24 protein-coding genes and 1 pseudogene are annotated in these 24425 nt (G+C 62.4%); 9 read left to right on the top strand and 16 right to left on the bottom strand.

Annotated elements, in window-relative coordinates; all coding sequences use genetic code 11:
• Nucleotides 1-14 precede the first annotated feature (14 nt).
• From ACEWPL_RS08390 to ACEWPL_RS08365, 6 genes are all read right to left on the bottom strand, one after another.
• Nucleotides 15-1814 carry a peptidoglycan D,D-transpeptidase FtsI family protein gene (locus tag ACEWPL_RS08390; protein ID WP_393931284.1) on the bottom strand — a complete coding sequence of 600 codons (1800 nt, stop codon included), beginning with the start codon at nucleotides 1812-1814 and terminating at the stop codon, nucleotides 15-17.
• Nucleotides 1811-2170, bottom strand: coding sequence for a cell division protein FtsL (gene ftsL, locus ACEWPL_RS08385; RefSeq protein ID WP_393931282.1), 360 nt, complete (start codon nucleotides 2168-2170; stop codon nucleotides 1811-1813). Before ftsL ends, ACEWPL_RS08390 begins: the two co-directional genes overlap by 4 nt.
• Entirely contained in the window at nucleotides 2170-3162 is a 993-nt protein-coding gene (gene rsmH, locus ACEWPL_RS08380) for a 16S rRNA (cytosine(1402)-N(4))-methyltransferase RsmH (protein WP_393931280.1), read from the bottom strand. Before rsmH ends, ftsL begins: the two co-directional genes overlap by 1 nt.
• A gap of 3 nt (nucleotides 3163-3165) precedes the next feature.
• Entirely contained in the window at nucleotides 3166-3669 is a 504-nt protein-coding gene (gene mraZ, locus ACEWPL_RS08375) for a division/cell wall cluster transcriptional repressor MraZ (RefSeq protein WP_393931278.1), read from the bottom strand.
• Nucleotides 3670-4531: 862 nt separating this feature from the next.
• Complete coding sequence (locus tag ACEWPL_RS08370; RefSeq protein ID WP_393931276.1) at nucleotides 4532-4780, bottom strand: DUF2842 domain-containing protein; 249 nt, start codon at nucleotides 4778-4780, stop codon at nucleotides 4532-4534.
• 22 nt (nucleotides 4781-4802) lie between these two features.
• Complete coding sequence (locus ACEWPL_RS08365) at nucleotides 4803-6098, bottom strand: adenylosuccinate synthase (RefSeq protein WP_377168042.1); 1296 nt, start codon at nucleotides 6096-6098, stop codon at nucleotides 4803-4805.
• A 189-nt stretch (nucleotides 6099-6287) separates the two neighbouring features.
• Between ACEWPL_RS08365 and ACEWPL_RS08360 the strand changes: the two genes are divergently transcribed.
• The 3 genes from ACEWPL_RS08360 (at nucleotide 6288) to ACEWPL_RS08350 (ending at nucleotide 8982) form a co-directional block, all read left to right on the top strand.
• The gene (locus ACEWPL_RS08360) at nucleotides 6288-6683 is read left to right on the top strand and encodes a DUF6524 family protein (protein WP_393931273.1); all 396 of its coding nucleotides are present in this window, start codon (nucleotides 6288-6290) and stop codon (nucleotides 6681-6683) included.
• Between the two features lie 113 nt (nucleotides 6684-6796).
• Nucleotides 6797-7159, top strand: coding sequence for a preprotein translocase subunit SecG (gene secG / locus ACEWPL_RS08355; RefSeq protein WP_393931271.1), 363 nt, complete (start codon nucleotides 6797-6799; stop codon nucleotides 7157-7159).
• 179 nt (nucleotides 7160-7338) lie between these two features.
• Nucleotides 7339-8982: a CTP synthase gene (locus ACEWPL_RS08350; protein WP_393931269.1), complete on the top strand. Its 1644-nt coding sequence runs from the start codon at nucleotides 7339-7341 to the stop codon at nucleotides 8980-8982.
• A 141-nt stretch (nucleotides 8983-9123) separates the two neighbouring features.
• Here ACEWPL_RS08350 and ACEWPL_RS08345 read toward each other — a convergent pair whose 3' ends face one another.
• From ACEWPL_RS08345 to ACEWPL_RS08310, 8 genes are all read right to left on the bottom strand, one after another.
• Nucleotides 9124-9255: a hypothetical protein gene (locus ACEWPL_RS08345; RefSeq protein WP_393931267.1), complete on the bottom strand. Its 132-nt coding sequence runs from the start codon at nucleotides 9253-9255 to the stop codon at nucleotides 9124-9126.
• Between the two features lies 1 nt (nucleotide 9256).
• Nucleotides 9257-10441: a formate dehydrogenase subunit gamma gene (locus tag ACEWPL_RS08340; protein ID WP_393931265.1), complete on the bottom strand. Its 1185-nt coding sequence runs from the start codon at nucleotides 10439-10441 to the stop codon at nucleotides 9257-9259.
• A 143-nt stretch (nucleotides 10442-10584) separates the two neighbouring features.
• A complete protein-coding gene (gene fdh3B / locus ACEWPL_RS08335; RefSeq protein ID WP_393931263.1) occupies nucleotides 10585-11187 on the bottom strand; it encodes a formate dehydrogenase FDH3 subunit beta in 603 nt (200 codons plus the stop codon).
• Between the two features lie 11 nt (nucleotides 11188-11198).
• Nucleotides 11199-14201 (bottom strand): formate dehydrogenase subunit alpha, encoded by a 3003-nt coding sequence (locus ACEWPL_RS08330; RefSeq protein ID WP_393931261.1) that lies wholly within the window; start codon nucleotides 14199-14201, stop codon nucleotides 11199-11201.
• A gap of 88 nt (nucleotides 14202-14289) precedes the next feature.
• Nucleotides 14290-14481, bottom strand: coding sequence for a twin-arginine translocation pathway signal protein (locus tag ACEWPL_RS08325; RefSeq protein ID WP_393931259.1), 192 nt, complete (start codon nucleotides 14479-14481; stop codon nucleotides 14290-14292).
• Between the two features lie 61 nt (nucleotides 14482-14542).
• Nucleotides 14543-15151 carry a TorD/DmsD family molecular chaperone gene (locus ACEWPL_RS08320; protein WP_393931257.1) on the bottom strand — a complete coding sequence of 203 codons (609 nt, stop codon included), beginning with the start codon at nucleotides 15149-15151 and terminating at the stop codon, nucleotides 14543-14545.
• Nucleotides 15148-15747, bottom strand: coding sequence for a DUF3306 domain-containing protein (locus tag ACEWPL_RS08315; protein WP_393931255.1), 600 nt, complete (start codon nucleotides 15745-15747; stop codon nucleotides 15148-15150). Before ACEWPL_RS08315 ends, ACEWPL_RS08320 begins: the two co-directional genes overlap by 4 nt.
• Nucleotides 15744-16352, bottom strand: coding sequence for a DUF3305 domain-containing protein (locus ACEWPL_RS08310; protein WP_393931253.1), 609 nt, complete (start codon nucleotides 16350-16352; stop codon nucleotides 15744-15746). The genes ACEWPL_RS08315 and ACEWPL_RS08310 overlap by 4 nt, the downstream gene beginning before the upstream one ends.
• A gap of 185 nt (nucleotides 16353-16537) precedes the next feature.
• Here ACEWPL_RS08310 and ACEWPL_RS08305 point away from each other — a divergent pair, with 185 nt between their 5' ends.
• The 5 genes from ACEWPL_RS08305 to ACEWPL_RS08285 are packed head-to-tail and all read left to right on the top strand — an operon-like array spanning nucleotide 16538 to nucleotide 20980.
• Nucleotides 16538-18493, top strand: a complete 1956-nt coding sequence (locus ACEWPL_RS08305) for a 4Fe-4S binding protein (RefSeq protein WP_393931251.1) — start codon at nucleotides 16538-16540, stop codon at nucleotides 18491-18493.
• Nucleotides 18494-18530: 37 nt separating this feature from the next.
• Nucleotides 18531-18719: a DUF6494 family protein gene (locus ACEWPL_RS08300; RefSeq protein ID WP_393931249.1), complete on the top strand. Its 189-nt coding sequence runs from the start codon at nucleotides 18531-18533 to the stop codon at nucleotides 18717-18719.
• A gap of 7 nt (nucleotides 18720-18726) precedes the next feature.
• Nucleotides 18727-19794 carry an Mrp/NBP35 family ATP-binding protein gene (locus ACEWPL_RS08295; protein ID WP_393931247.1) on the top strand — a complete coding sequence of 356 codons (1068 nt, stop codon included), beginning with the start codon at nucleotides 18727-18729 and terminating at the stop codon, nucleotides 19792-19794.
• Nucleotides 19791-20495, top strand: coding sequence for a biotin/lipoate--protein ligase family protein (locus tag ACEWPL_RS08290; protein ID WP_393931245.1), 705 nt, complete (start codon nucleotides 19791-19793; stop codon nucleotides 20493-20495). The genes ACEWPL_RS08295 and ACEWPL_RS08290 overlap by 4 nt, the downstream gene beginning before the upstream one ends.
• A complete protein-coding gene (locus ACEWPL_RS08285) occupies nucleotides 20492-20980 on the top strand; it encodes a DUF6505 family protein (protein ID WP_393931243.1) in 489 nt (162 codons plus the stop codon). The genes ACEWPL_RS08290 and ACEWPL_RS08285 overlap by 4 nt, the downstream gene beginning before the upstream one ends.
• On the opposite strand, the gene ACEWPL_RS08280 is transcribed toward ACEWPL_RS08285, so the two are convergent.
• Complete coding sequence (locus ACEWPL_RS08280) at nucleotides 20913-21632, bottom strand: tyrosine-type recombinase/integrase (protein WP_393931241.1); 720 nt, start codon at nucleotides 21630-21632, stop codon at nucleotides 20913-20915. The genes ACEWPL_RS08285 and ACEWPL_RS08280 overlap by 68 nt on opposite strands.
• Before the next feature lie 408 nt (nucleotides 21633-22040).
• Here ACEWPL_RS08280 and ACEWPL_RS08275 point away from each other — a divergent pair, with 408 nt between their 5' ends.
• Nucleotides 22041-23387, top strand: a complete 1347-nt coding sequence (locus ACEWPL_RS08275) for a tyrosine-type recombinase/integrase (RefSeq protein WP_393931239.1) — start codon at nucleotides 22041-22043, stop codon at nucleotides 23385-23387.
• Between the two features lie 280 nt (nucleotides 23388-23667).
• On the opposite strand, the pseudogene ACEWPL_RS08270 reads toward ACEWPL_RS08275, so the two are convergent.
• Nucleotides 23668-24306: pseudogene (locus ACEWPL_RS08270) on the bottom strand (IS256 family transposase); the annotation flags it as partial.
• Nucleotides 24307-24425: the final 119 nt, after the last annotated feature.

Genomic DNA, 24425 nt, shown 5'->3' with positions numbered 1-24425 from the left:
GCCTCGCCTGCTGCCTAGTCGCCGTCTGCCATGGATGTCAGCGTTACATCAGTCAAGGGCATCTCTTCAATCTCGGGGCGCAGGCCCAAAAGGGGTGCCACGCGCGCCACGATCTCGGACGCGACCGGCACCGCCGTCCAGCCCGCCGTGCGGCGCGGCTTGTCCCCGGATGTCTCGACCGGCTCATCGAGCGTAACCACCAGCACGTATTTGGGATCATCGGCGGGGAACATCGAGGCGAAGGTGGCGATCACCTTATCCTCGTAATAACCGCCGCCGTTTTCCTTGGGCTTGTCCGCCGTTCCGGTCTTGCCGCCCACCTTGTAGCCGGGCACCTCGCCCATGGAGGCGGTGCCGTTGGTCACCACCGCGCGCAGCATCTTGCGCGACTCGGCGGCAACGGCGGCGGACATGACGCGCTCGCCCATTTGCGGTCCGTCCTGCTTCAGCAGCGTCGGCTTGACATAGCGCCCGCCATTGGCGATTGCGGCATAGCCCGCGGCCAGGTGCAGCGGGCTGGATGACAGGCCATGACCGTAGGAGATGGTCACGGTCGACAGCTCGGTCCAACGCTTCGGCAAGAGGGGCTGGCCGCCGCTGGCCTCGATCATCTCGAAATCGACGGGCTTGAAGAAGCCGAGCGATTTCAGGAAGTCCTGCTGACGCTCTGCCCCGATGCCCAGCGCGATGCGTCCCGTGCCCCGGTTCGAGCTGTGCACGATCACGTCCGACACGCTGATCATGCCGTAATTCTTGCGGTTGAACTCGCCAATGGGAAAGCCGCCGACACGCATGGGCGGGGTCGCGTCGATGATGGTCGACGGGCTGACCAGCCCCAGCTGCATCGCCTGCGCCGTGGTGAATATCTTGAAGGTCGAGCCCAACTCATAGACCCCCTGCACCGCCCGGTTGAAGAGCGGGCTGTCCGCCGCATTGCCCTGCACCAGAGGGCGCGGACGGTCGTTTGGATCGAAATCCGGCAGCGACGCGATCGAGATCACCTCGCCCGTCTGCACATCCATCAGCACAGCGGCGGCGCCCTTGGCGTTCATGATGCTCATGCCGCCCGCCAGTACACGCTCGACCGCGGCCTGCACCGGCAGGTCCAGCGACAGCGTCAACGGCTCGTGATTCTGAGCCGGATCGCGCAAGCGGTCATCAAAATATTTCTCGATGCCCGCGACGCCGATCACCTCGGCGGCATGCACGCCCTCGCGGCCAAAGCCAGCCCCGCCCATCACATGCGCGGCCAGCGTGCCGTTGGGGTAAAGGCGCATCTCACGCGGACCAAACAGAAGCCCCGGCTCGCCGATATCATGCACGGCCTGCATCTGCTCGGGGCTGATTTTCTTCTTGATCCACAGAAACTTGCGCTTGCCCGAGAAATCCTTGAGCAGGCGCTCCTCCTTCAGATCGGGAAAAATCTGGACCAGCGCCTTGGCCGCCTTTTCCGGCTCGATCATCTGCTGCGGCTGGGCATAGAGGCTATGCGTGTCGAAATTGGTCGCCAGGATGCGCCCCGCGCGGTCCACGATATCGGCGCGCTGCGCCAGGATACCGGCGCCCGCCGCGCTGGTGCGCGGCTCGGCAGGCTCGGTCTGGGCCAGAACGCCCATGCGCAGGCCGATCACGGCAAAGGCGCAGAAAAACGTCGCCCCCAGCACCAGAAGCCGCCCCTCGGCGCGGCGGCGCGCCTTGTCGCGCATGGCCTCGTGGCGCAGGCGAATATTCTCGCGCTCGATCGCGTCGGGGTTTTCGCCCTTGGCGCGGGCGGGCAGGATACGCGCCAGCGGGCGCAGCGGCGTGCGAATCATTCTGCCATCTCCTCGGAAGGCTGATTACTGACCTCGACCGAGCCCGAGAAATCAATGCGCAGGTCTACCTCGGGCGGATAATCCACATCGTCTATCCGGCCAAACTGCTGCGCCTCAAGCGGCATGAGGCCGAGACGGTCAAAGTTGATATCCGCCAGCTCGCGCAGGCGGTCGGGTCGGTTGAGATAGGCCCATTCGGCGTTGAGCACGCGCAGGCGCTGGCGCGCGGTGGCAATCCGCCCCTCCAGCCGCTCGGCATGGCTGATCGCGGCTTGGGTGCGGTAATTCTCGTGATAGGCCCAATAGGCCAGGCCGATCACGGCCAGTGCACTGAGAACGTAGAAAAAACTGCGCATCACTTCCCCCCTTTGAGCAATGGCATGCCCAATGCCTTGCGGTCCGTAACCCCCGGCGCCGCATCCGTGCGGATCGCCACGCGCAATTTGGCGCTTCGCGAGCGCGGATTGGCCGCCAATTCATCTTTGTCGGCGGTAATCGCCTTGCGGCTGGCCAGCGTAAACTGTCGCGGGCGCGTCTCTTGGGCCGGCGCGTGGCGGCTACCGCCCCCGCCCCCGTCCGAGCGGTCCTGCAGGAACCGTTTGACCATGCGGTCCTCAATCGAGTGAAAGGTCACGACGGCCAGCGCCCCGCCGGGCTTCAGCGCGCGCTCAGCCGCCTCAAGCCCGCCGATCAGCTCACCATATTCGTCATTCACCGCGATGCGGATCGCCTGAAAGCTGCGCGTGGCCGGATGCGCCTGACCGGGTTTCGAGCGCGGCAGGCATTTCTCGATCACCTCGGCCAACTCGAGGGTCGAGGTGATGGGCGCCTCGGCGCGCCTCCGCAGGATGGCCTTGGCGATACGGCGACTCGCCCGCTCTTCGCCATAAAGATAGAGGATATCGGCCAGCTCGCCCTCTTCGGCGGTATTGACCAGATCGGCGGCTGTCGGCCCATCCTGGCTCATCCGCATGTCCAGCGGCCCGTCACGCATGAAGGAAAACCCGCGCTCGGCCTGGTCCAGCTGCATCGAGCTGACGCCAAGGTCCAGCACGACGCCGTCCAGATCGCTTGCATACTCATCGAGGCGCGAGAACACGCCCTCTACCAGTTCCACCCGGTCGCCGTAGGGCGCGGCCCATGCCTCGGCCAACTTGAGCGCTGCCGGGTCGCGGTCCACGCCGATCACCTTGGACGCCCCCGCCTCCAGCAGCGCGCGGGTATATCCGCCCGCGCCCAGCGTGCCGTCCAGCCACGTGCCGGTGATCGGCGATGCCGCGTCAATCAGTGGCGCAATCAGAACGGGGATATGAGGAGCATCATCGGAGGAAGTGGCAGCCGTCGACATCGCCTATTCCCCCTTGGCGCCGTCCAGGAAGATCAGCGGATCGAAATCGTCAGGGAGCTCGTCCAGCCATTCCTCGGTCTTGGCGGCCTCTTCGGCCTCGTATGTCTCGGGCTTCCAGATCTGGAACGTATCGCCCGCGGCGATAAAGAACGCCTCGCCCTCGAGGCCGATCTTCGCGCGCAGCTTGGCGGGCAGCACGAGGCGCCCGGTATCGTCGACGGTGGTGGGAAAGGATTGGCCGTGGAAAAGCCGCTGCAACATCTTGCGCTCCATCGAGCCGCGCGGCATCGCGTCGATCTTGGCATCGACCTCGTCGATGGCCTCGACGGTGTAACATTCCAGATAATTGCGGCGGTGATCGCCGTAGACGATGACCAGCTCGGGCGCGAGGCCGTCGGTCCAGTTCGGGTCCGAGGCTTCGATCACACGGCGGAAAAGGGCCGGGATCGAGACCCTGCCCTTCGCATCCACCTTGTGATGGCTTTCGCCTCTGAACCTGCGTGCCACGCTTGGCGTCCCTCGCCCTGCCTCGTTTGCCGTATCCGCCGCTCAAACGAAAACGACGGATCGAGCTGCTGCCACTGCTCGATCCGCCGCCCTCGTCCCGCATTTGCGGGGTGTCCAGCTACGCGCGCCACCTGGGGGGATGTCTGCTCGCTGCGCGCCGGATCTCTTCGTTTTGGATGAAGGCAGATGCCTGTATGAAACCTGACTTTGGTTGTTTTATTCGGGATCGTTTGGTGTCCCTTGTCTTCGTCCCGCCCTCATCACGCTTATAGGGATGGCATGGGAATTCATGGCACGCAACAAAAAAATGCACGCACAGACCACTGGATGTAGTTATCCACATGGGTACAAAACAAGATCATGTGACACAGAATCGTGAAGTTACGCTTTACCTAGTCCAGAACACGCATCGCAACACCATATTTAGCGTCAGCTTGGGTGACATAATTATTTCCCCTGATTTCCCAGATTTTTGACAACCAGTCGCGCAATCGAAAGAAACGGCAGGCCCGCCGCCGCGAATCCGTGCCGTGCGAGTCGCCGTTCCTCGAGAAACACTAGGGATTCGCACCTATTCGACAGCTGATCGAATGCGGGAGGTCATCTGACACGGCGCGCGCGCCAGCTTCATCCCACGAATTCCCACGAGAGTGCGTAGCCGGTGGAAAGCAGTCCCCGCGCGCCGATCCCTCAGGCGCGCACCTCCACATGCCGATTGAAAAACGGACGCGCCTAAGTGCCCGGATGACCTCCACCGTACCTCAATGACTGCAGAGCCATTGAAGCGGCCACGACGCAAAGCATCGCCCCTGCGCGTCTGGTCCCCGCTTCATCTTGGCGAAAATACTCAAATCCCGCCGCGTCAGCGGGCGTCATCCTCGGGACGGGGCGCATCAGGGTCGGCCTGGCCAACCCCCAGAAACACAAATTTCAGCGGCAGCATCCAGGCAAAGCCAACGATCACATAGACCAGGAATGTCACGACTCCGTGCATGTCCGGCAGCCAGGCGATGAGGCTGATCGCCGCCACGATATAGGCGGGCAGGCCGATCAGCAGGATCACCAGTGACCAGCGCCGCCGCGCCTTGTAGCTCAACTTTGTCCCGGCCATGGAGTCCTCGCCGCTTCAGGTGTCAATCCGCGAAAGGATCGGTCACCAGGATCGTATCCTCCCGCTCGGGAGAGGTAGAGAGTAGCGCGACGGGGCAGTCGATCAATTCCTCGACGCGGCGCACATACTTGATGGCTCCGGCGGGCAGATCGGCCCAGCTGCGTGCGCCCTCGGTCGACTCGGACCAGCCGGGCATTTCCTCATAAATCGGCTTGCAACGGCTCTGCTGGTCGGCGGCGGTCGGCAGGTAATCCAGCGTCTTGCCGTCCAGTTCGTAGCCCGTGCAAATACGCAGCGTCTCGAACCCGTCGAGCACGTCCAGCTTGGTCAGCGCGATGCCCTTGACGCCCGAGGTGGCGCAGGTCTGGCGCACGAGGGCCGCATCGAACCAACCGCAGCGCCGCTTCCGGCCCGTGACGGTGCCGAACTCATGGCCACGCTCGCCCAGACGCTGACCGTTTTCATCGTCCAGTTCGGTCGGGAACGGCCCCTCGCCCACGCGGGTCGTATAAGCCTTGACGATGCCCAGCACGTAGTTGATGGCCCCCGGCCCCACGCCGACACCCGTCGCCGCCTGACCCGCGATCACGTTGGACGAGGTGACGAAGGGATAGGTGCCGAAGTCGATATCCAGAAGCGCGCCCTGCGCGCCCTCGAAAAGGATGCGCTTGCCGGCCTTGCGCTGATCATTCAGCACCTTCCAGACGGGGGCGGCATATTCGAGGATCGCCGGCGCGATCTCCTGCAACTGTGCGATCAGCGCGTCGCGATCCACCGGCTCGATCCCAAGCCCCTTGCGCAGCGGATCGTGGTGTTGCAGTGCGCGGTCCACCCGCGCCTCGAGCGTTGCGGCATCCGCCAGATCCGCTACGCGGACCGAGCGGCGCCCCACCTTGTCCTCGTAGGCCGGCCCGATGCCGCGCCCGGTCGTGCCGATCTTGGTCCCCTTGCTGGCCGCTTCCTCGCGGGCGCGGTCGAGCTCGCCATGGATCGGCAGGATCAGGGGCGTATTCTCGGCGATCATCAGCGTCGCGGGGGAAATCTCGACGCCCTGCTCGCGAATCTTCTCGATCTCGGCAACGAGGTGCCAGGGGTCCAGCACCACGCCATTGCCGATGACGCTCAGCTTGCCGCCGCGCACCACGCCAGAGGGCAGCGCGTTCAGCTTGTAGACCTTGCCATCCACGACCAGCGTGTGACCGGCATTATGCCCGCCCTGAAACCGGGCGATGACATCGGCGCGCTCGCTCAGCCAATCGACGATCTTGCCCTTGCCTTCGTCGCCCCATTGGGCGCCCACGACCACCACGTTTGCCATGCCGGACCTCTTGTCATTACGGATAAAACCCGCGCCGGTATAACGGTGCGCCGTGGCGGGCGAAACCTCTAAATGGGGCGCGGCACTGGACAGTCGCCGCGCGTCATGTCCCATTGACCCCAACGCCTGCCCGCCGCTCGCCCCTCTGCGGCGCCCAAGGCAAACCCGCGCTGAGATAAGGAGACGCATATGGGATTCGCGCTGCGCTGGCTGATCGCCTTCGTGCTGCTGACCGCCACGTTCAACCCCACGCCGTGGAACTACGTGGTCTGGGCGCGGCAAAGCTATGATGAGCAGTTGCCGCTGGTGGTGCTGGCCGGTCTCTTGCTGCTGGTCGTCTATGTCGTCTACCTGCGTGCGACGCTGCGTTCGATCGGAGGCTTTGGCATGACGATGGTGCTGGCCATCACCGCGGCGGGCCTGTGGGTGCTGCATGATTACGGACTGCTGACCCTCAGGGACACCTCCCAGATCGTCTGGCTGGCGCTGATCGCGCTGTCGCTGGTTCTTGGCATCGGCCTCAGCTGGAGCCATCTGCGCCGCCGCCTCTCGGGCCAGTCGGACATGGACGATGTCAGTGAGTAAGCGCAAAGCGCGCGCGCCTCGTGCCAGCCTGCCGATGGCGGGTTGCGGGGGCGCCTGAAATTCCATAGATACCGGGTCAGATTTTCTGATTTCCCTATCCGGCAGGCCGTTCAATGGAAAACGTCGTTCTTATCATCCACCTGCTTCTGGCGCTGTCGCTGATCGGCGCCGTGCTGCTTCAGCGCTCCGAAGGGGGCGGGCTGGGCATGGGCGGCGGTGGCGGTGCAGGCGGCCGCGTGGCCGGCCGCTCGTCCGGCACGGCGATGGGCAAGGTGACGTGGATCCTTGCAGGCGCCTTCATCTGCACTTCGATGGTGCTGACGGTGATCGCGGCCAGCAACTCGGCAGGTTCTTCGGTGCTGGACCGCCTGACGGACGCACCTGCCCGTGACGAGGCTCCGGCAGATGAAGGTCTGACCGCGCCGCTGGCCCCGGCCGCTGGCGATGACGCGCCGGTTCTGCCGACCGCCGACTGAATCCACTCACGTGATCCGGGCCCCAGCGATGCGGCCCTTTATCCTGCTGCGGCGCGGTTGCGCGCCGCGTCCGAATCCTCTATGGCTCAAGTCCCGTGGTGCTGCGGTTTTTTGACGCCGATTTTGCACAAGATCCGGCCCGATTGCGCGGCCCATAAACACGGGGGGACCGCCACCCAATGGCTCGTTACATCTTCATTACCGGCGGTGTCGTCTCGTCTTTGGGCAAGGGCCTTGCCTCGGCTGCTCTTGGTGCCCTTCTGCAGGCGCGCGGCTTCTCGGTGCGGCTGCGCAAGCTGGATCCTTACCTCAACGTCGATCCCGGCACGATGAGCCCTTTCGAGCATGGTGAGGTTTTCGTCACCGATGACGGCGCTGAGACGGACCTCGACCTTGGGCATTACGAGCGCTTCACCGGCGTCCCTGCCCGCATGACGGATTCTGTCAGCTCGGGCCGCATCTATTCCAACGTGCTGGAGAAAGAGCGGCGTGGCGACTATCTGGGCAAGACGATCCAAGTGGTTCCCCACGTGACGAACGAGATCAAGGAGTTCCTGCATGTAGGCGAGGACGAGGTCGACTTCATGCTCTGCGAGATCGGCGGCACCGTAGGCGATATCGAGGGGCTGCCCTTTTTCGAGGCGATCCGCCAGTTCAGCCATGACCAGCCGCGCGGGCAATGCATCTTCATGCACCTGACGTTGCTGCCCTACCTGGCCGCCTCCGGCGAGCTGAAAACCAAGCCGACCCAGCACAGCGTCAAGGAATTGCAGAGCATCGGCATCGCGCCTGACATCCTTGTCTGCCGGTCCGAGCATCCGATCCCCGAAAAGGAGCGCGAGAAGATTGCGCTGTTCTGCAACGTCCGCAAGGAGGCCGTGGTCGCCGCCTATGATCTCAAGTCGATCTACGAGGCGCCGCTGGCCTATCACCGCGAAGGCCTCGATCAGGCTGTGCTGGACGCGTTTCAGATTGCGCCCGCCCCGCGCCCCGACCTCAGCATCTGGCAGGACGTGGCTGACCGGATTCATAATACCGACGGCGCAGTGAATGTCGCCATCGTCGGCAAATATACCCAGCTTGAGGATGCCTATAAATCCATCAAGGAGGCGCTGACCCATGGTGGCATGGCCAACCGGGTCAAGGTCAACGTGGAATGGGTCGATGCCGAGGTTTTCGACACCGAAGACCCCGCGATGCATCTCGAAGGCTTCCACGCCATCCTCGTGCCCGGCGGCTTTGGCGAGCGCGGCACCGAAGGCAAGATCAAGGCGGCCCAATTCGCGCGCGAACGCAAGATCCCCTATATGGGCATCTGCCTTGGCATGCAGCTGGCCGTGATCGAGGCGGCGCGCAATGTCGCGGGCATCGCAACCGCAGGCTCGGAGGAGTTCGACCACGAGGCCGATGTGCGGCGGTTCGAGCCGGTGGTCTACCATCTGAAGGAATGGGTCCAGGGCAACGCCAAGGTCAAACGCAAGGTCACTGACGACAAGGGCGGCACGATGCGTCTTGGCGCATATGACGCCACGCTCAAGGAGGGCAGCCGCGTCGCCGAGATCTATGGCACCACCGCAATCGAGGAACGCCACCGCCACCGCTATGAGGTGGATACCAAGTATCGAGAGAAGCTGGAGGAGTGCGGATTGCATTTCTCGGGCATGTCACCCGATGGTCGCCTGCCCGAGATCGTGGAATGGGCGGATCATCCGTGGTTCATCGGCGTGCAATTCCATCCCGAGCTGAAATCCAAGCCTTTCGCGCCGCACCCCCTCTTCAGCGATTTCGTCCGCGCGGCAGTGGAAACCTCGCGCCTCGTCTAAAGCGCGTCGCGAGGCAATGCCATGTGATGCGCTTTGAGAGAGGCGGCGTCGATCGTACCCGTGCCGCTTCGCAGCACTTCGGCAGGAGAAACCGCAGCCGCGCGGCCAAGGTCAACGCACGTCAATTTTCGGATTCCGAGCCTAGTCCTCGATCCGAACATTTCCCGATGAGGCCGAGGCGGCCTCGGACGAGAAATTAGCCTGCGTCAGGATCAGGTTGGCGCCGATTGTGATGACCACGAGTGCCACCATTGCTATCAAGAACGCTTTCATCCTAGGTTTTCCTGCCTTGCCGAATTTCGGCGTCCTGCACCTCGTCCACCCAGAGGCTGTGATGTTCGCGCGCCCACTGCTCCTCGACGTCGCCACTGCCCATCGCGTCAAACGCGCCTTCCATCCCGATGCTGCCGATATAGATATGCGCAAAGATGATGGCCGTCAGAACCAGACTGACGATCGCATGCCACAGCTGGGCATATTGCATCTCTTCCTGCGGTGACAGCGGATAGGGCAGCGGGTCCGCACCAAACCACCCCGGCACGCCCCAGTCATTCAGTTTCGCAAATGTCGCGCCGAACATGTTGAATTCGAAAGGGAACAGCAGGGAAAGGCCGGAGACCGAGATCGACCCGCCCAGCACGATCACTGACCAGAAGATCAGTTTCTGCCCCGCGTTGAATTTCTTGGCGGGCGGATGGCCTTTCCCAAAAATACCGCCCCCTTTGGCCAGCCAGTTCAGGTCCGTGCGGTCCGGCAGATTGTGGATGACCCAAAAGACGAAGATGATGACGAGCGCCAGCATGAATGCCCAGGAGACGTTGTTATGTATCCACTTCGTCCCGATCGCGAGGATTGAGAAGGCCTCGTGCCCAAAGGCCGGGATCAGCACCTTGCGCCCGAAGAGGGATATCAGGCCGGTCACGCCGAGGATAAGGAACGAGGCGGCCAACAGCCAATGGCCAAACCGCTCAACCCCGGTAAACCGGGTGATCGTGCGGCCGGTTTTCGCTCCCTCGATACGGATACGTCCACGGATCAGGTAAAACAGCGCCAAGAGCAGCAATGTGGCGCCCAAAAGCGCCGCGCCGTATATCAGCAGCGGACCTTCGCGGAATTTCAGCCACCACATCCCGCCATCCTGAATCAGCGTTTTGGACGCGGGCCCGCGCGCCTGGGTGGTCACGTCCGCCGTATCGTAGCGCAGCGCGCGCCACAGATCGGGATCGGACTGCCCGCCCAGCGTGCCAAGGGGCGCTGTCGTCGGCGCGGCGGACTCGGGGTCGCCGGTTTCGTTGCGCCGGAATGAATCGTCGACCTTCTGCTCGGCTTGCCGGCGCAGGATATCATCAAGCGTTTGCGCCCCGCCGGTTTCAGCGCGCGGGGTGACCGTGGCCTGCTGCGCCAACGCCGGAGTCAGCAGGCCGCAAACCAGCAAGAAAACGGCGAAGAGGCGTAGCATCAGGGCAATCCTTTACTTCAGCGTCTCAGGTCAGAGTCATGCGTCAACGTCAGCCTGAAACGCTTTTCTGGCGGAAAAGGCAGGCGGCCATCAGAGTGCCGCCTGTCCAAAGGCGCGTGGGAAAGCGGGCAAATCAATCGCCCCTACTGCCGTGCCTCGCCCTTTTGGCCATACGCCGTGCCCCAACCCCAGGCACCCGCACCAAAGCCACGCGCGACAATGCGTTCGCGATAGATGCTGGAGACGTCATCGCCGTCACCGGCCAACAGCGCCTTGGTCGAGCACATCTCGGCGCAGATCGGCAACTTGCCCTCGGCGATGCGGTTACGGCCGTATTTCGCAAACTCGGCCGCGGAGTGGTTTTCCTCGGGGCCGCCGGCGCAGAAGGTGCACTTGTCCATCTTGCCGCGCGATCCGAAATTGCCCGCTTGGGGATATTGCGGCGCGCCAAACGGGCACGCGTAGAAGCAATAGCCGCAGCCGATGCACAGATCCTTGGAGTGCAGCACGATACCGTCTTCGGTCTGGTAAAAGCAATCCACCGGGCAGACCGCCATGCAGGGCGCGTCCGAGCAATGCATGCACGCGACGGAAATCGACCGCTCGCCCGGTTTGCCGTCGTTGATCGTGACCACCTTGCGGCGGTTGATCCCCCACGGCACCTCATGTTCGTTCTTGCAGGCGGTGACGCAGGCGTTGCATTCGATGCAGCGTTCAGCGTCGCAGAGAAACTTTGCTCTAGCCATGATCGGTCTCCTTATGCTGTCCAGATCTTGCAGAGAGTCGCCTTGGTCTCCTGCATCTGGGTCACGCTGTCATAGCCATAGGTCTGGGCGACGTTGCACGATTCCCCCAGGACATATGGATCGGCCCCCTCGGGGTATTTGTCGCGCAGGTCTTTGCCCTCGAAATGACCGCCGAAATGGAACGGCATGAAGGCCACGCCCTCACCGACCCTCTCGGTCACCATCGCCATCACCTTGACCTTGCCGCCCTCGGGCCCTTCGACCCAAACTTGCGCGCCGTCACGAACGCCCAAGCTGTTGGCATCGCGGATGTTGATCTCGACAAACATGTCCTGCTGCAATTCGGCCAGCCACGGGTTGGACCGGGTTTCATCACCGCCGCCTTCGTATTCGACCAGGCGGCCGGAGGTCAGGATGATCGGATAATCCTCCGAGAAGTCGTTTGTCTGGATCGAGCTGTACATCGTCGGCACGCGCCAGAACTTCTTGTCCTCGTAGGTCGGGTAATCGGCCACCAGGTCACGGCGGTTGGAGTAGAGCGGCTCGCGGTGGAGTGGCACCGGATCGGGGAAGGTCCAGACCACGGCGCGCGCCTTGGCGTTGCCGAAGGGCGCGCAACCATGCGCAATGGCAACGCGCTGAATACCGCCCGAAAGGTCGGTCTTCCAGTTCACGCCGCCTGTCTTTTCGTTGTAGTCGGACGGTATTTCTCCCTGCTGCGAGGTCTCGCCCACTTCTTGCTCTGTATTCGAGCCGCCATCATCAGCAGTCTCCGACGACAGGGGCGCACCATCGGGGAAGCCGGCCACGCGGTCGATGCTGGCCCGTTCCTCTTGTGTCAGATCGCCCTCCCAACCCAGATCCCGCAGCATCTGCATAGTGAATTCGGGATAGCCGTCCTCGATCTCGGACCCTTTCGAGTAGACCCCTTCGGCCAGTAGGTTGTCGCCGTCGCGCTCCACGCCGAAGCGGGCGCGGAAGGTCAGGCCGCCCTCGGCCACGGGGACCGACATGTCATAAAGGACGGGCGTGCCGGGGTGGTTCATTTCAGCTGTGCCCCAGCAGGGCCAAGGCATCCCGTAGACATCGCCATCCGCCGGGCCACCATTGGCGCGCAGCGTCGTGCGGTCGAACGTGTGCTGGCTGGCCATGTGCATCTTCAACCGCTCAGGGCTTTGGCCGGTATAGCCGATCGTCCACATGCCGCGGTTGAATTCGCGGGTGATGTCCTCGACATTCGGCTCGCCACCATCGTCGATGGCGATGTTGCGGAACATACGGTCATGGAAGCCGAATTTCTCGGCGAACCTCGCCATGATCGTATGATCGGGCAGCGATTCAAAAAGCGGATCAAAGATCTTCTCGCGCCATTGCAGCGACCGGTTGGAGGCGGTTACCGAGCCGCGCGTCTCGAACTGCGTGCAGGCCGGCAGCAGGTAGACGCCATCGGTGCGGTCCTGCATCACGGCGGACACGGTCGGATAGGGATCGACCACGACCAGCATATCCAGCCGCTCCATCGCCGTCTTCATTTCCTTCATCCGGGTCTGCGAGTTGGGCGCGTGACCCCACAGAACCATCGCGCGGGTATTGTCCGGCTGATCAAGGTTGGCCTTGTCCTCCAGCACACCATCGATCCAGCGGCTGACCGGGATGCCGGTCAGGTTCATCATCTTGGTGTCGCCGACGCTCGCATCGGAAAACCGGCCCTTGAGCCAATCCAAGTCTTCTTCCCAGACACGCGCCCAATGCTGCCACGAGCCTTCCGCCAGGCCATAATAGCCCGGCAGCGTATCGGCCAGAACCCCAAGGTCCGTGGCCCCCTGCACGTTGTCATGGCCACGGAAGATGTTGGTGCCGCCGCCCGGACGGCCCATGTTTCCAAGGGCCAGTTGCAGGATACAGTAAGCGCGGGTGTTGTTGTTGCCATTGCTGTGCTGCGTGCCGCCCATGCACCAGATCACCGTGCCGGGACGGTTGTTGACCAGCGTGCGCGCGACGCGCTCCAGCTGCTCGCCGGGCGCGCCGGTGACACGCTCGACCTCTTCGGGGGTCCAGTTTTTCACCTCGTCGCGGATCTGGTCCATGCCCCAGACACGGGTGCGGATGAACTCCTTGTCCTCCCAGCTATTCTCGAAAATGTGCCACAGGATACCCCACACCAGCGCGACGTCGCTGCCGGGCCGGAAGCGGACATACTCGTCCGCATGCGCCGCAGTGCGCGTGAAGCGCGGATCGCAGACGATCAGCGGCGCGTTGTTCTGCTCCTTCGCCTTGAGGATGTGCAGCAGGGAAACCGGATGCGCCTCGGCGGGGTTGGAGCCGATCAGGAACATCGCCTTGGAATTGTGGATGTCGTTGTAGCTGTTGGTCATGGCGCCGTAGCCCCATGTATTCGCCACGCCCGCCACGGTGGTCGAGTGGCAGATACGCGCCTGATGGTCGACGTTGTTGGTGCCCCAGTAGGCGGCGAATTTGCGGAACAGGTAGGCCTGCTCGTTGCTGTGCTTGGCAGAGCCCAGCCAATAGACTGAATCCGGCCCGCTTTCGTCGCGGATCTTCATCATGCCGTCGCCGATCTCGTTGATCGCCTGTTCCCAGCTCAGGCGAACCCATTCGCCGTTTTCTTTCTTCATCGGGTATTTCAGGCGCCGCTCGCCATGGGCATGTTCGCGCACTGACGCGCCCTTGGCGCAATGCGCGCCCATGTTGAACGGGCTGTCGAAGCCGGGCTCCTGCCCCGTCCAGACGCCGTTATCAACCTCGGCGATCACCGTGCAACCGACCGAACAATGGGTGCAGACAGATTTCTTGATCTCGACTGCCCGCGCAGCGGCGGTTTGCGCGGTCGCGCGCGACACCGTGCCGCCGGTTGCCGCGACCGCGGCCAGGCCGCCGATCGCAAGGCCAGAGCCGCGCAGGAATGTGCGGCGGTCAACGCCAGTGGACGCAGCGCTTGCAGCAGGCGTCCTAGCAGCCCGGCGTGCGCTTCCATTTGTCTTTTTCCTGAGCATGGTCTCTCTCCCTACATCTGCGCTGCCCGCAGTCTTGGTACCTATGAATTGCCCGTGCCCGCCCTGTTTTCAGACGGGCGGCGCTGACTTAAAAGCGGGTGCTTTCCAGATAAGCGCGGGTATGTTCCGTATCCTGCATCACCTGGGATGACAGGTCCACTTCGGCGGGCGCGGCCTGCGCCTCGCTGCTGCCTGCGGCAACCGCCACAACGCCGGGCACCGCGGTGCCGGCAATCTTCAGGAAATTCCGGCGGGTCGTGCCCTGTTTCGTATCAGCCATGGTAAGTGTCTCCTCCCTGCTATCGTCGTGGCGGCCCCTCCCGCCGAATTACTGGCGGCCATCAGCCCGCCATCATCCGAAATGCCTCTTGTTCGACATTCAAAAACTCGCCCCCCACAGCCCCGACCGAGGCATAGAGAACCGATGATTTCGCGCCTTGCAGATCCGCAAAGAAATGCGGGGCCCATGGGCCGATATGCTTGCTATAGAATTCTTTCTGGCGCGCCAGCGGCGTCGCCGCGCCAAAGCGCCCGACGATCATGCCGCCCATCATCTCCATCAGGGAGGCGATGTTGTCCTCAGGCTCGAACGTGTTTTCCGCCCGCGTCATGCCCAGCGCCGCCATGTCGGCGCGCAGGTTGGCCAGCGGCTTCTCATTCAAGAACCCCGTCATGTAATAGCTGGCATAAGGGAGCAGCTCGCCGCGCCCAAGGCCGATGAACAGGGCATTGTATTCCGTGAGGGCGGATTTGGGTTTCGTCACCTTCGCAACCCGCGCCAACCCCTCGATCGCCTGCCCCAGAGGGGATGCATCACCAGTCAGCCCCGCGGTCTGCGCCAGCAGCAATTCGTCCGGCGGACCGGCCAGCAACACGCCGAGATAATTGTAAAGATCCGCGCGCAGGCGATCTTCTTCGTCTATCTGCTGCTGTGCCTGTGCCAATGTCATGCGGTGTTCCCGTCGAAGCGAAAAACCATTCGGCGCGGTCTTTGCTGGTCAATCTCCTGCGGCTCCGGCTCGATGTCGGTCGCCAAGTCAGTCGCAGGCGTCTCAACCGCTGCAACCACGTCTTCGTGGCTTTCATCTTCTTCCGAATTTTCTTCTTTGTCGAGTGGCACGCCCTCATCGGCGTTCAACTCTTTCTGATGTGCCACCTCCAGCACATGCGCCATCAGCCCCTTTCCAACCTGATAACTGGTCTTCAACGGCGCATTTCCATAGCTCCCGGCCAGATAGTCGTCGTCGTAATCGTTCAACCCGTCGACACAGGCCAGAACCGGATTGCTGCGCCACAGCTTGCGCAGTGCGCGTTTGCGCAGGTGCTCCGGCACGGCCTTGGACATGAACGCGGCGAAATCATCCCCCTTGGTCAAGGTTTCGGGATCAGGCAGATCCAGTTCCGCCAAAATCTCCTCGTCGCTTTTCTCGGCAATGGCCTGCTGCTGGCGCGCATCGAGCGCGGCCTGCTGGGCGGCGGCTTCGGCCTCAGCCTCGGCCTGGACGGCAGCGCGCCGGCGCGCCCAGAAACTGGTAGAACGGGTCACTTCAATGCCCCCAGGCGGCTGCGCGGCGAGCGGTAGACATCGCTGTCCTGCGCGATGCGCGCGTCGCCGATACCGTCCTCGGCATCCTCCGCGCGCCAATCGCGGCGCTTGCGCTTCACGAACGTCTCTTCCTCGTGATGGCGGGACAGGAAATCCGCGACCCAAGCCTGCATGCCACCCGGCATCGCCACCTTTTCAACCATCACCTCGGCGGAATCGCAGTAATCCTGCGCCTCGTAGGGCGAGGCCGAGACCAGCGTCACTTTCCATGGTATGTCCTGCGATGACGCGTCCGGGCTAAGCACGACATAGACGGATGGCTGCCGCGTCTGCAGCTCGTGGACATACGCCTCGGTGTCGGAGACGTACAGTTTCAGCGGCAGCGTCGCAGCGTGAAATTCGGTCACATCGCCTTCGTTGCGCAGAACGGTCCAGTTCGCCGGTCCGGCACCGGGCAGAATACCCACCGCCCGCCACGCCCATTTCGCCCAGCGCGTCACACCCGGCGACTTCCGCACCACCACCCCAACTGGAATGGACTGGGAATTGGGAAAGACGAAGGTCAAGCTGGCACTCGCTGGCTGAAACACTGACAAGAGTTTCATTCAGTGTACTGAGTTATAGAGAAAAATCAAAGCGGAGTCTTGGCGTAACCCCGTCAATCCCGTCTTGTCGATTGCCGGCCCCTCCCCTGCCGCAAGGTCAACTCTGGCGGGAGGCATCAAAATTTTGGGACCGTCTTTCATCTGCTCGCTTTCCGTCCTAACCTCGCGCTGCGCGAGGAGGCGAAATGAAGAAAACCCTGCTGATTTGTGATTGCCTCGGCACCCAGACCATAGACCCGGCCGCGCTGAGCGCCGGGGCGGGGATGGAATGTTCGCGCTTGCACACGGCCCTCTGCCAATCTCAGATCGACCTCGCCGCCAAGGCGATGGAGGGCGGCGAGGTGATGATCGCCTGCCAGCAGGAGGCGAGCCGTTTCAGTGATCTGGCCGAGGATATCGGCGCGCCGGAACCGACATTCGTCGACATACGCGACCGCGCGGGCTGGACGGCGGACAAGGGCGATACGTCTGCGAAAATGGCCGCCCTGGTGGCTGAGGCCGCGCTGCCCCAACCCGCGCCCAAGACGACGGATGTCGTCTCGGACGGGGTCTGTCTTATCATCGGCGCGGGCGAAGTCGCGGTTACCGCCGCGGAAAAGCTGGCAGATATTCTGGCAGTGACGCTGTTATTGCCGACAGGGGCCGACCTGCCTGTGACCAGCCGCTTCGATTGCTGCACCGGGCGGGTGGGCAATATCTCGGGGACACTCGGTCAGTTCCACATCTCGATCGACGCATTCCGGCAAGTCCTGCCGGGCGGGCGCGGCGCCCCATCGCTGACAGACCCGCGCGATGGGGCGCAGTCCGAATGTGATCTGATCCTCGATCTGACGGGCGAAACGCCCCTCTTTCCCGCGCCGGAGAAACGCGACGGATATCTGCGCGCCGATCCGGGCAGCTTGACTGCCGTGGCGGATGCCATCCTCGCCGCCAGCCAGATGGTCGGCACATTTGAGAAACCGCTCTATATCCGGCTGGAGGAATCCCTCTGCGCCCATTCGCGTGCCGGGCAACCTGCCTGCTCGAACTGCCTGAACGTCTGCCCGACGGGCGCGATCCTGCCCGCGGGCGAGCATGTCAGCATCGATCCCCTGATCTGCGCCGGGTGCGGCGCGTGTTCGGCCGTCTGCCCCTCGGGCGCGATCAGCTATGATGTGCCCCCCGTCGACCATGTGTTCCGGCGCATTGCCACGCTGGCCTCAAGCTACCGCAAGGCGGGCGGTCAGTCGGGCGCGCTGCTGGTGCACGACGCGCACGGGGCGGAGATGATTCGCCTTGCCGCGCGCTATGGCCGAGGCCTGCCCGCTCATGTCATCCCGCTGCAGATCGACGCGCTGGCGATGTTCGGCCATGCCGAAATGCTGGCGGCACTGGCCAGCGGGTTTGCCTCTGTCGATGTTCTGCTCGCCCCCAAAAGCGACCGCGACGTTCTGCAGGACCAAGCGGCGCTGGCGGCGGCGATGGGTGCGGGCGATGCTGTGGCGCTGCTGGATATCGCGGACCCTGACGCGTTGTCGGATCATATGTTCGACCGCGAGATAGCGGCCCGCCCCGCCACAGATCCGATCCTGCCGCAAGGCTCTCGCCGCCAGGTCGCGCGCCTCGCCGCCAAGGCGCTGTCGCCCGAGGGGCAGGTCATCCCCCTGCCCGATCACGCGCCTTATGGTGCGGTGGTTGTCGACACCAATGCCTGCACGCTCTGCCTGGCCTGCGTGTCGCTCTGCCCCTCGGGCGCGCTTGTGGACAATCCCGACATGCCGCAACTGCGCTTTCAGGAGGATGCATGCCTGCAATGCGGCCTCTGTTCCAATGTCTGCCCCGAGGACGCGATCACCTTGCACCCGCAGATCGACCTGACCGATACAGCGCTGTCCCAGGTGGTGCTGAACGAGGAAGAACCCTTCGCTTGTGTCGAATGTGGCGCCCTCTTCGGTGTCAAATCCACGGTCGAGAGGATCATGGAAAAGCTGGCGGGCAACCACGCGATGTTTGCCAATCCTGCCACGGCTCGGATGATCCAGATGTGCGACAATTGCCGCGTTCAGGCGCAGGTCCATTCGCAGAACAATCCCTTTGCCGGCAGGGAACGTCCGCGCGTGCGCACCACCGATGATTACCTGTCCAAGCGCAAGGATCACTAGTAGGTTTGATCCTGACAACCTCGAAAAGGAGACAACGATGAGCGATGATTTCAACATGTCGATGCGGAAATTCCTCAAGCAGGTCGGCGTGACCTCCCAGCAGGCGATCGAGGAAGCATTTCGCAAGACGGACGGCACCGAAGGCAAGCAGTTCGAGGCCAAGATGGTCCTGACGGTCGATGGAGTCGATCTGGAACACGTGGTGACCGGCACGATCAAGGGTTGAGCCGGGCATGACGCTCGCCCGCGAGGATGTGCTGGCCGCGCTGAAAACGCTGACCGATCCGATCAGCGGCGCGTCGCTGGTTGATGCCGGCCTCATCAAGGCGCTGACGGTTCAGGACGGGGCCGTGCGCTTTGTGCTGGAGGTCAGCGGCAAACACGCGGCCGCCTATGGCAAGGTCAAGGACGAGGTCGAGTCCAAGCTGACCGCCATGCCCGGCGTCGAAAATCTGTCGGTCGTGATGACCGCCCACAGTGCCCCCACCGCGCCCCCCGATCTGAAGCCGACCCGCGCGGCGGAACCGGCAGGGCCACAGAAGATACCTGGCGTGGACCGGATCATCGCAGTCGCATCCGGCAAGGGCGGCGTGGGCAAATCCACGGTCGCCGCCAATCTTGCCTGCGCTTTGGCCGCTGCCGGGCGGCGTGTCGGGCTGCTGGATGCGGATGTCTATGGCCCGTCGCAGCCGCGTATGCTGGGTGTGTCGGGGCGGCCCTCCTCGCCTGATGGCAAGACGATCCTGCCGATGCGCAACTTTGGCGTGACCATGATGTCCATCGGGCTGATGACGAACGACGATCAGGCCGTCGTCTGGCGCGGGCCGATGCTGATGGGCGCCTTGCAACAGATGCTGACACAGGTGCAATGGGGCGCGCTGGATGTGCTGATTGTCGATCTGCCGCCCGGCACCGGCGACGTGCAGATGACGCTGGCACAAAAGGCGCAGTTGAACGGCGCGATCATTGTCTCGACTCCGCAGGACGTCGCGCTGCTGGATGCCCGCAAGGGGATCGACATGTTCAATCAGCTCGGCACGCCGATCATCGGCATGATCGAGAACATGTCCACGCATATCTGTTCGCAATGCGGCCATGAAGAGCACATGTTCGGCCATGGCGGCGTCGCCGCCGAGGCGTCGAAGCTGGGTGTGCCACTGCTTGCGGAAATCCCGCTGCACTTCGATATCCGGCTGGCGGCAGATGGCGGTGCGCCGATCGTGGTGTCCAAGCCTGAGTCGGCGCAGGCCGCCGGGTTCCGCTCGGTCGCGGAGCAACTGATCGCGCTTGGCCACGCATGACGCCGCCGGTTTTTCCTCCGCTGTTCACCGGGCTGGAGGCGGATGGCGCGGACCCGTTCGCGCTGGCCTGCGCCAAGGCGGCAGAGGTGTGCGACGCGGGGCTGGTCTGCCATGATCTGGGCCATGACCGGCTCCGCGCGGCGATCGTGTTTGCGCCGGATGTGACGCTGCGCGAGGCCGCCTGCATGCTTCCGCTCTGCGGTGTCGGGTTCCAGAATGCGCTCGGCGCGCTTGCGCCGCCCGAGGTCGCCGTGCATCTGGGCTGGGGCGGCACAATCTACGTCAACGGCGGGCGCTGCGGTGCGTTGAAAATCGCCGCCGACACGGCTGATCCCGATGTCGTTCCCGCTTGGCTGGTCATCGGCCTCACGCTGGACCTGTGGCCACCCGTCCAGGACACAGGACTGACGCCCGATGCGACGGCCCTTTACGCCGAGGGCTGCGGCGAAGTCGACCCCACGACGCTGCTCGAGGCGTGGGTGCGGCACACCTTGGTTCAGATCAACGCCTGGAGCGATGAAGGCCAGGCGCGACTGCATCGCGATTGGCTAGCCGTCGCCCACGGCCTGAATGCCAGGATAACGGCCGGCAGATATGAGGGAACGTTCACGGGAGTTGACGAACATCTGGGTCTGCTGTTGAAAACCGGGGCCACCTCACGACTGATCCCCCTCACCACCCTGCTGACGGAGCCTGCATGAAACTAGCCCGCGCGATCCATTTCGACGAAAGCGACACCCGCGTTTTCCACAACCCTGCCAGAACAGGCGAATGGTGCATCTCCGGCGGCTTCGAGTTTTCCAACTGGTCCGAGGCTGATCTGACCGGCAAGGCCCGACAGGCCTTTGCCAACGGGTGGTTGGGGTGCGAAACCTTCGGCCGCGTCAGCTTTGTCGCCGTAACGCAGATTGAACCGTCCGAGCGGGACGCGCTGGCCGACCACCTGGCGCAGCATTTCGTCGACATCTACGGCGCGCCCTCCCACGAGGCCGCCCGCAACGTCGCGCTGGAGGAAGTGTCGCAGATGGCAGAGCTGTGCGACGAACATGATCCCAACACTCTGCTGACGGTCGCGCGCGAATTGACCGAGGCCGGCGTCAGGGAGACATACCGCGTGATCAAGGCGCAGGCCGCTGGGCTGGAGCAATTTGCAATCCACGGATCGCTGGACGAGCCGGAGACATAGCCCTGTCGCTGGCGCCGTCAGTCCAATGCGAACCCGTCTTTGCAAGGGCCGTGAGGCTCTTCAGCGGCAGCGTCGGATCGTTCTCGGTGATCCCGCTCGCGATGGCGTTGCGAAACACCTCGCCAATTGTTGTGCGCAGGCGGCTCGCCGTTTCGATTTTTCCGCCTTTCTCTTGCTTCTTGAGCACCGCAAGAAAGTCGCTCGGAGTGATCTCTATCACCGCGCGGTCACCCAGGTCCTTGTTCGCGATGTCCATGAGCCACGATTTTTTATTCATCGTGGTCTCGGCCCGACCTTCCTGTCGGTTCTTCTCAAGAAGCTCCGCCGCGAGAAAGTCAAAGCGGCCTCGTTGTGCGACCTGCGCGGCCCGCTTGCGCTCTTTCTTCACGTTGGCGGGATCAATGCCCTCCAACAGGAGGCGCCGGCCCCTGTCGCATTTGTCCCGGGCGTCCTTCAACGAGATCAGAGGGTTCGGCCCGTAGGACATCAGTTTTTCCTTGCCCTGGAACCGATATTTGAAGTGCCAGTGCTTGGAGCCATTTGGTTTTACCAGAATGAGTAATCCATTCTGGTCCGAGCGCTTGAACGGACGCTCGAAAAGTTGCAGCTTTTTCAGGGCGATATCGGTCAACGGCACGCTAAAAATTAGCATTTCGAAACCCCATATTCCACCCCCAGATTTCTTGGCTTGAGGCGGACAACCGCGGAACACGCTGGACAACTCAAAGCCGAATTGCCAATGTTTACGGACACATCGGACAAGTTCGGACTATCGCGGAAATTGTAGTGGTGCCGGGGGCGGAATCGAACCACCGACACGAGGATTTTCAATCCTTGGAGGTAGCGCTTTTCAGAGAACGGGTATTCCGTAGACTTCCCGCTCCATAGAGACTCCTCCCCCAGTAAATGCCCACGAATTCAGATATTTGACATGAAGTCTAGCGTAATACTTGTGTTCCAAGTCCGATAATTGATTGATTTCTGTGGATAAGCACCGGCCTCTTGTTGCGTCCCCAGTGCGTCCCCAGTTTAATTAGCCATTCACTGAGGAGACGGCGAAATGGCCAAATTTGAAATCACGGATGCATTCATCAAAAAGCACTGTCCGTCAAAGCGGATGGATTTCGTCGATGCTCGTGAACCTGGCCTGACACTTCGGATGACGCCGACCGGTCGCAAGACCTTTTCGGTCCGCGTCCGCTCCCTCAATGGCGTGGAGCAACGGATCACAATTGGCGCGTATCCAGAGGTCTCCCTGAAGGAGGCTCGTATCCGTGCGGCTCAAAAGCGCGCCGAGGTGAGGGGCGCAATGGGTAATCTGAACCACGTGCGCAAAGCGGCGACTTCGGCTCATAGAGAGGCCCCTACCCTGCAGAATTTAACGGATGAGTACAAAGACCTTAAATCCGTAACTCTGAAAATGTGGAAGCCATCAAAGACAGGCCTCAGATCGGAAGTTGAGCGACGTATCCAAGCCGTCTTCGCAAAGCTTCTGGATCGCCGCGTACTAGATATCACACCAGACGATCTGGCAGACGCCATGCAGAGATATAAGCCACGTTCGGGCAAAAACACCGCCAATGGCCAGACGCAGAAAGCGCGCCTCTACTTAATGCCCATCATGGACTGGGCCGCTGGCCGGGGAAAGTTTCGTGCCGTCGGTAACAAGCGACGCCCAACCTTGGAAGTGGCAGATCTGCGCGACACGGCCGACCCCGCCAGCGATGATCCCGACATCCGGGGCGAACGCGATCGCGTCTTGGATCAAAATGAAATCGCGGCGATCCTGCCTTTGTTGACATATCCTGCGCCACGCGCTTTGAAAATGAAGATGCGCCCTGCGGTCGATGTCCGACCGATTGCGATCAAATTCATCTTGCTCACTGCTGCACGGCTGAACGAAGTGGTCTCGATGCAATGGAAGCACGTCGATTTCGAAAAGGAAGAGTGGTTCAAGCCGACAGTCAAAACGCCACGCGGACAACCTAGATCTCAGCTTCTTCCGCTATCCACCGCCGCGGTTGAGTTACTCAAGACACTCCCAAGCTATGAACGCCGGACGCCGGATGATCTTGTTTTCCCCTCCACCGAAAATACGCCGCTCCAAAATTGGGGGCGCATTGGCACCGCAATCTATCGCGAGAGTGGCACCTCCGGTTGGAACAGACATGACCTGCGACGAACCTCGTCATCCGTTATGCGCCTCATTGGCGTCGACCTAGGGACGATCGACCGGATTCTCGCACACCGCATTGACCACGGACGGGAAGGAACAAGTCGAGCACTGGAATCGTATTTGTCGAATCTTCGGATCACAGACTACGTAGACCCCCAGAAGGTGGCACTTGATCGGCTGGCGGAAGTGTACGGCAGCATCGAGAAATTTAACCAGTCAAAGACTGGGTGAGAAAGGAGCCTTAGCTATCAATCGCTCACCTTCCATCTTGTTGATCTCTGTTCATACACGAGGGCTCAAGTATCGCGCGGCGCTCGCCCCAAGCCCCCAACAGTCAGGCGGCCTCTAGTGACGAATTTCAAAGCTCTGGGAGAGTGGTATTGGTTGCGGGAGCTGGATTTAGACACTGTTTCTCGAAAATCTGTGAAAGCCGGATCGCGCGGTAGCGGAACCGCTTAGGATCTACATACCTCCAGAGTGGAGCTATGCCCGAAAGTTGGTGACGGCATGATCAGGCGGCGTCTTGAAGTTGCTTGATCCCTGCCTTGAAGTCAATCCCCTGGACGATCTCGGGCAGTCGATTGACCCCGTCCAGCTTTCGCCATTTAGCCTGCGCCAACATCATCAGCCGGAAGGCCATGGCAAGCCCAGTTTTCCGGCTCAGGCATCCCTTAGTCTTGCCGGTGCAGTGTCGGACGGTGGCGAAGGTGCTCTCGATCGGGTTCGAGGTCCGAATGTGTTTCCAGTGTTCCGCTGGGAAGTCGTAGAAGCTGAGTAGCACCTCACAGTCCTTGAGCAGCTTGGCGGTCGCCTTGTCGTATTTCACGCCATAGGTCTCGAGGAAGAAATCGAAGGCGGCTTCGGCCTCAGCCTTGGTCTAAGCCTGCCAGATGTCGTGCAGATGGCCCTTGGCCTTGGGTTGCACGGATTTCGGCATCGCGTTCAGAATGTTGCCGGTCTTGTGGACCCAGCAGCGTTGCTCGCGCGAGCTGCCGAACACCTCGCGCAGCGCCGCCCAGAAGCCGAGGGCGTCGTCACCGATGGCCAGTTCCGGGGCGCGGGTGAGGCCACGGCGCTTCAGATCGATCAGCAGCTCGCGCCAGCTCTGCGTGCTCTCGCGGTAGCCGTCGGTGAGGCCGAGCACCTCCTTGATCACCGCTGGAAATGCCCTTGAGGTAGAGCCATGCCAGCAGTGTAACCGCCGGACGTAATCTCCCCAAAACCGCCGTTTGAAAATTCCCCAAAACGCGAGCGGCGTTGGCGATTTCC

Origin of the sequence: Roseovarius roseus, from assembly GCF_043355935.2 — a bacterium.
GTDB classification, from domain to species: Bacteria; Pseudomonadota; Alphaproteobacteria; order Rhodobacterales; family Rhodobacteraceae; genus Roseovarius; species Roseovarius roseus.
This window is presented reverse-complemented; position numbering and strand designations above follow the sequence as displayed.

What these genes read in the sequence shown, in the direction of transcription:
- fdh3B (WP_393931263.1), bottom strand. Translation starts at nt 11,187, where the DNA reads ATGGCTAGAGCAAAGTTTCTCTGCGACGCTGAACGCTGCATCGAATGC.
- ACEWPL_RS08280 (WP_393931241.1), bottom strand. Translation starts at nt 21,632, where the DNA reads ATGCTAATTTTTAGCGTGCCGTTGACCGATATCGCCCTGAAAAAGCTG.
- ACEWPL_RS08310 (WP_393931253.1), bottom strand. Translation starts at nt 16,352, where the DNA reads ATGAAACTCTTGTCAGTGTTTCAGCCAGCGAGTGCCAGCTTGACCTTC.
- ftsL (WP_393931282.1), bottom strand. Translation starts at nt 2,170, where the DNA reads ATGCGCAGTTTTTTCTACGTTCTCAGTGCACTGGCCGTGATCGGCCTG.
- ACEWPL_RS08285 (WP_393931243.1), top strand. Translation starts at nt 20,492, where the DNA reads ATGAAACTAGCCCGCGCGATCCATTTCGACGAAAGCGACACCCGCGTT.
- ACEWPL_RS08330 (WP_393931261.1), bottom strand. Translation starts at nt 14,201, where the DNA reads ATGCTCAGGAAAAAGACAAATGGAAGCGCACGCCGGGCTGCTAGGACG.
- ACEWPL_RS08365 (WP_377168042.1), bottom strand. Translation starts at nt 6,098, where the DNA reads ATGGCAAACGTGGTGGTCGTGGGCGCCCAATGGGGCGACGAAGGCAAG.
- ACEWPL_RS08325 (WP_393931259.1), bottom strand. Translation starts at nt 14,481, where the DNA reads ATGGCTGATACGAAACAGGGCACGACCCGCCGGAATTTCCTGAAGATT.
- ACEWPL_RS08295 (WP_393931247.1), top strand. Translation starts at nt 18,727, where the DNA reads ATGACGCTCGCCCGCGAGGATGTGCTGGCCGCGCTGAAAACGCTGACC.
- ACEWPL_RS08360 (WP_393931273.1), top strand. Translation starts at nt 6,288, where the DNA reads ATGGGATTCGCGCTGCGCTGGCTGATCGCCTTCGTGCTGCTGACCGCC.
- ACEWPL_RS08340 (WP_393931265.1), bottom strand. Translation starts at nt 10,441, where the DNA reads ATGCTACGCCTCTTCGCCGTTTTCTTGCTGGTTTGCGGCCTGCTGACT.
- ACEWPL_RS08370 (WP_393931276.1), bottom strand. Translation starts at nt 4,780, where the DNA reads ATGGCCGGGACAAAGTTGAGCTACAAGGCGCGGCGGCGCTGGTCACTG.
- ACEWPL_RS08320 (WP_393931257.1), bottom strand. Translation starts at nt 15,151, where the DNA reads ATGACATTGGCACAGGCACAGCAGCAGATAGACGAAGAAGATCGCCTG.
- ACEWPL_RS08300 (WP_393931249.1), top strand. Translation starts at nt 18,531, where the DNA reads ATGAGCGATGATTTCAACATGTCGATGCGGAAATTCCTCAAGCAGGTC.
- ACEWPL_RS08305 (WP_393931251.1), top strand. Translation starts at nt 16,538, where the DNA reads ATGAAGAAAACCCTGCTGATTTGTGATTGCCTCGGCACCCAGACCATA.
- ACEWPL_RS08350 (WP_393931269.1), top strand. Translation starts at nt 7,339, where the DNA reads ATGGCTCGTTACATCTTCATTACCGGCGGTGTCGTCTCGTCTTTGGGC.
- ACEWPL_RS08275 (WP_393931239.1), top strand. Translation starts at nt 22,041, where the DNA reads ATGGCCAAATTTGAAATCACGGATGCATTCATCAAAAAGCACTGTCCG.
- rsmH (WP_393931280.1), bottom strand. Translation starts at nt 3,162, where the DNA reads ATGTCGACGGCTGCCACTTCCTCCGATGATGCTCCTCATATCCCCGTT.
- secG (WP_393931271.1), top strand. Translation starts at nt 6,797, where the DNA reads ATGGAAAACGTCGTTCTTATCATCCACCTGCTTCTGGCGCTGTCGCTG.
- ACEWPL_RS08345 (WP_393931267.1), bottom strand. Translation starts at nt 9,255, where the DNA reads ATGAAAGCGTTCTTGATAGCAATGGTGGCACTCGTGGTCATCACAATC.
- ACEWPL_RS08390 (WP_393931284.1), bottom strand. Translation starts at nt 1,814, where the DNA reads ATGATTCGCACGCCGCTGCGCCCGCTGGCGCGTATCCTGCCCGCCCGC.
- ACEWPL_RS08290 (WP_393931245.1), top strand. Translation starts at nt 19,791, where the DNA reads ATGACGCCGCCGGTTTTTCCTCCGCTGTTCACCGGGCTGGAGGCGGAT.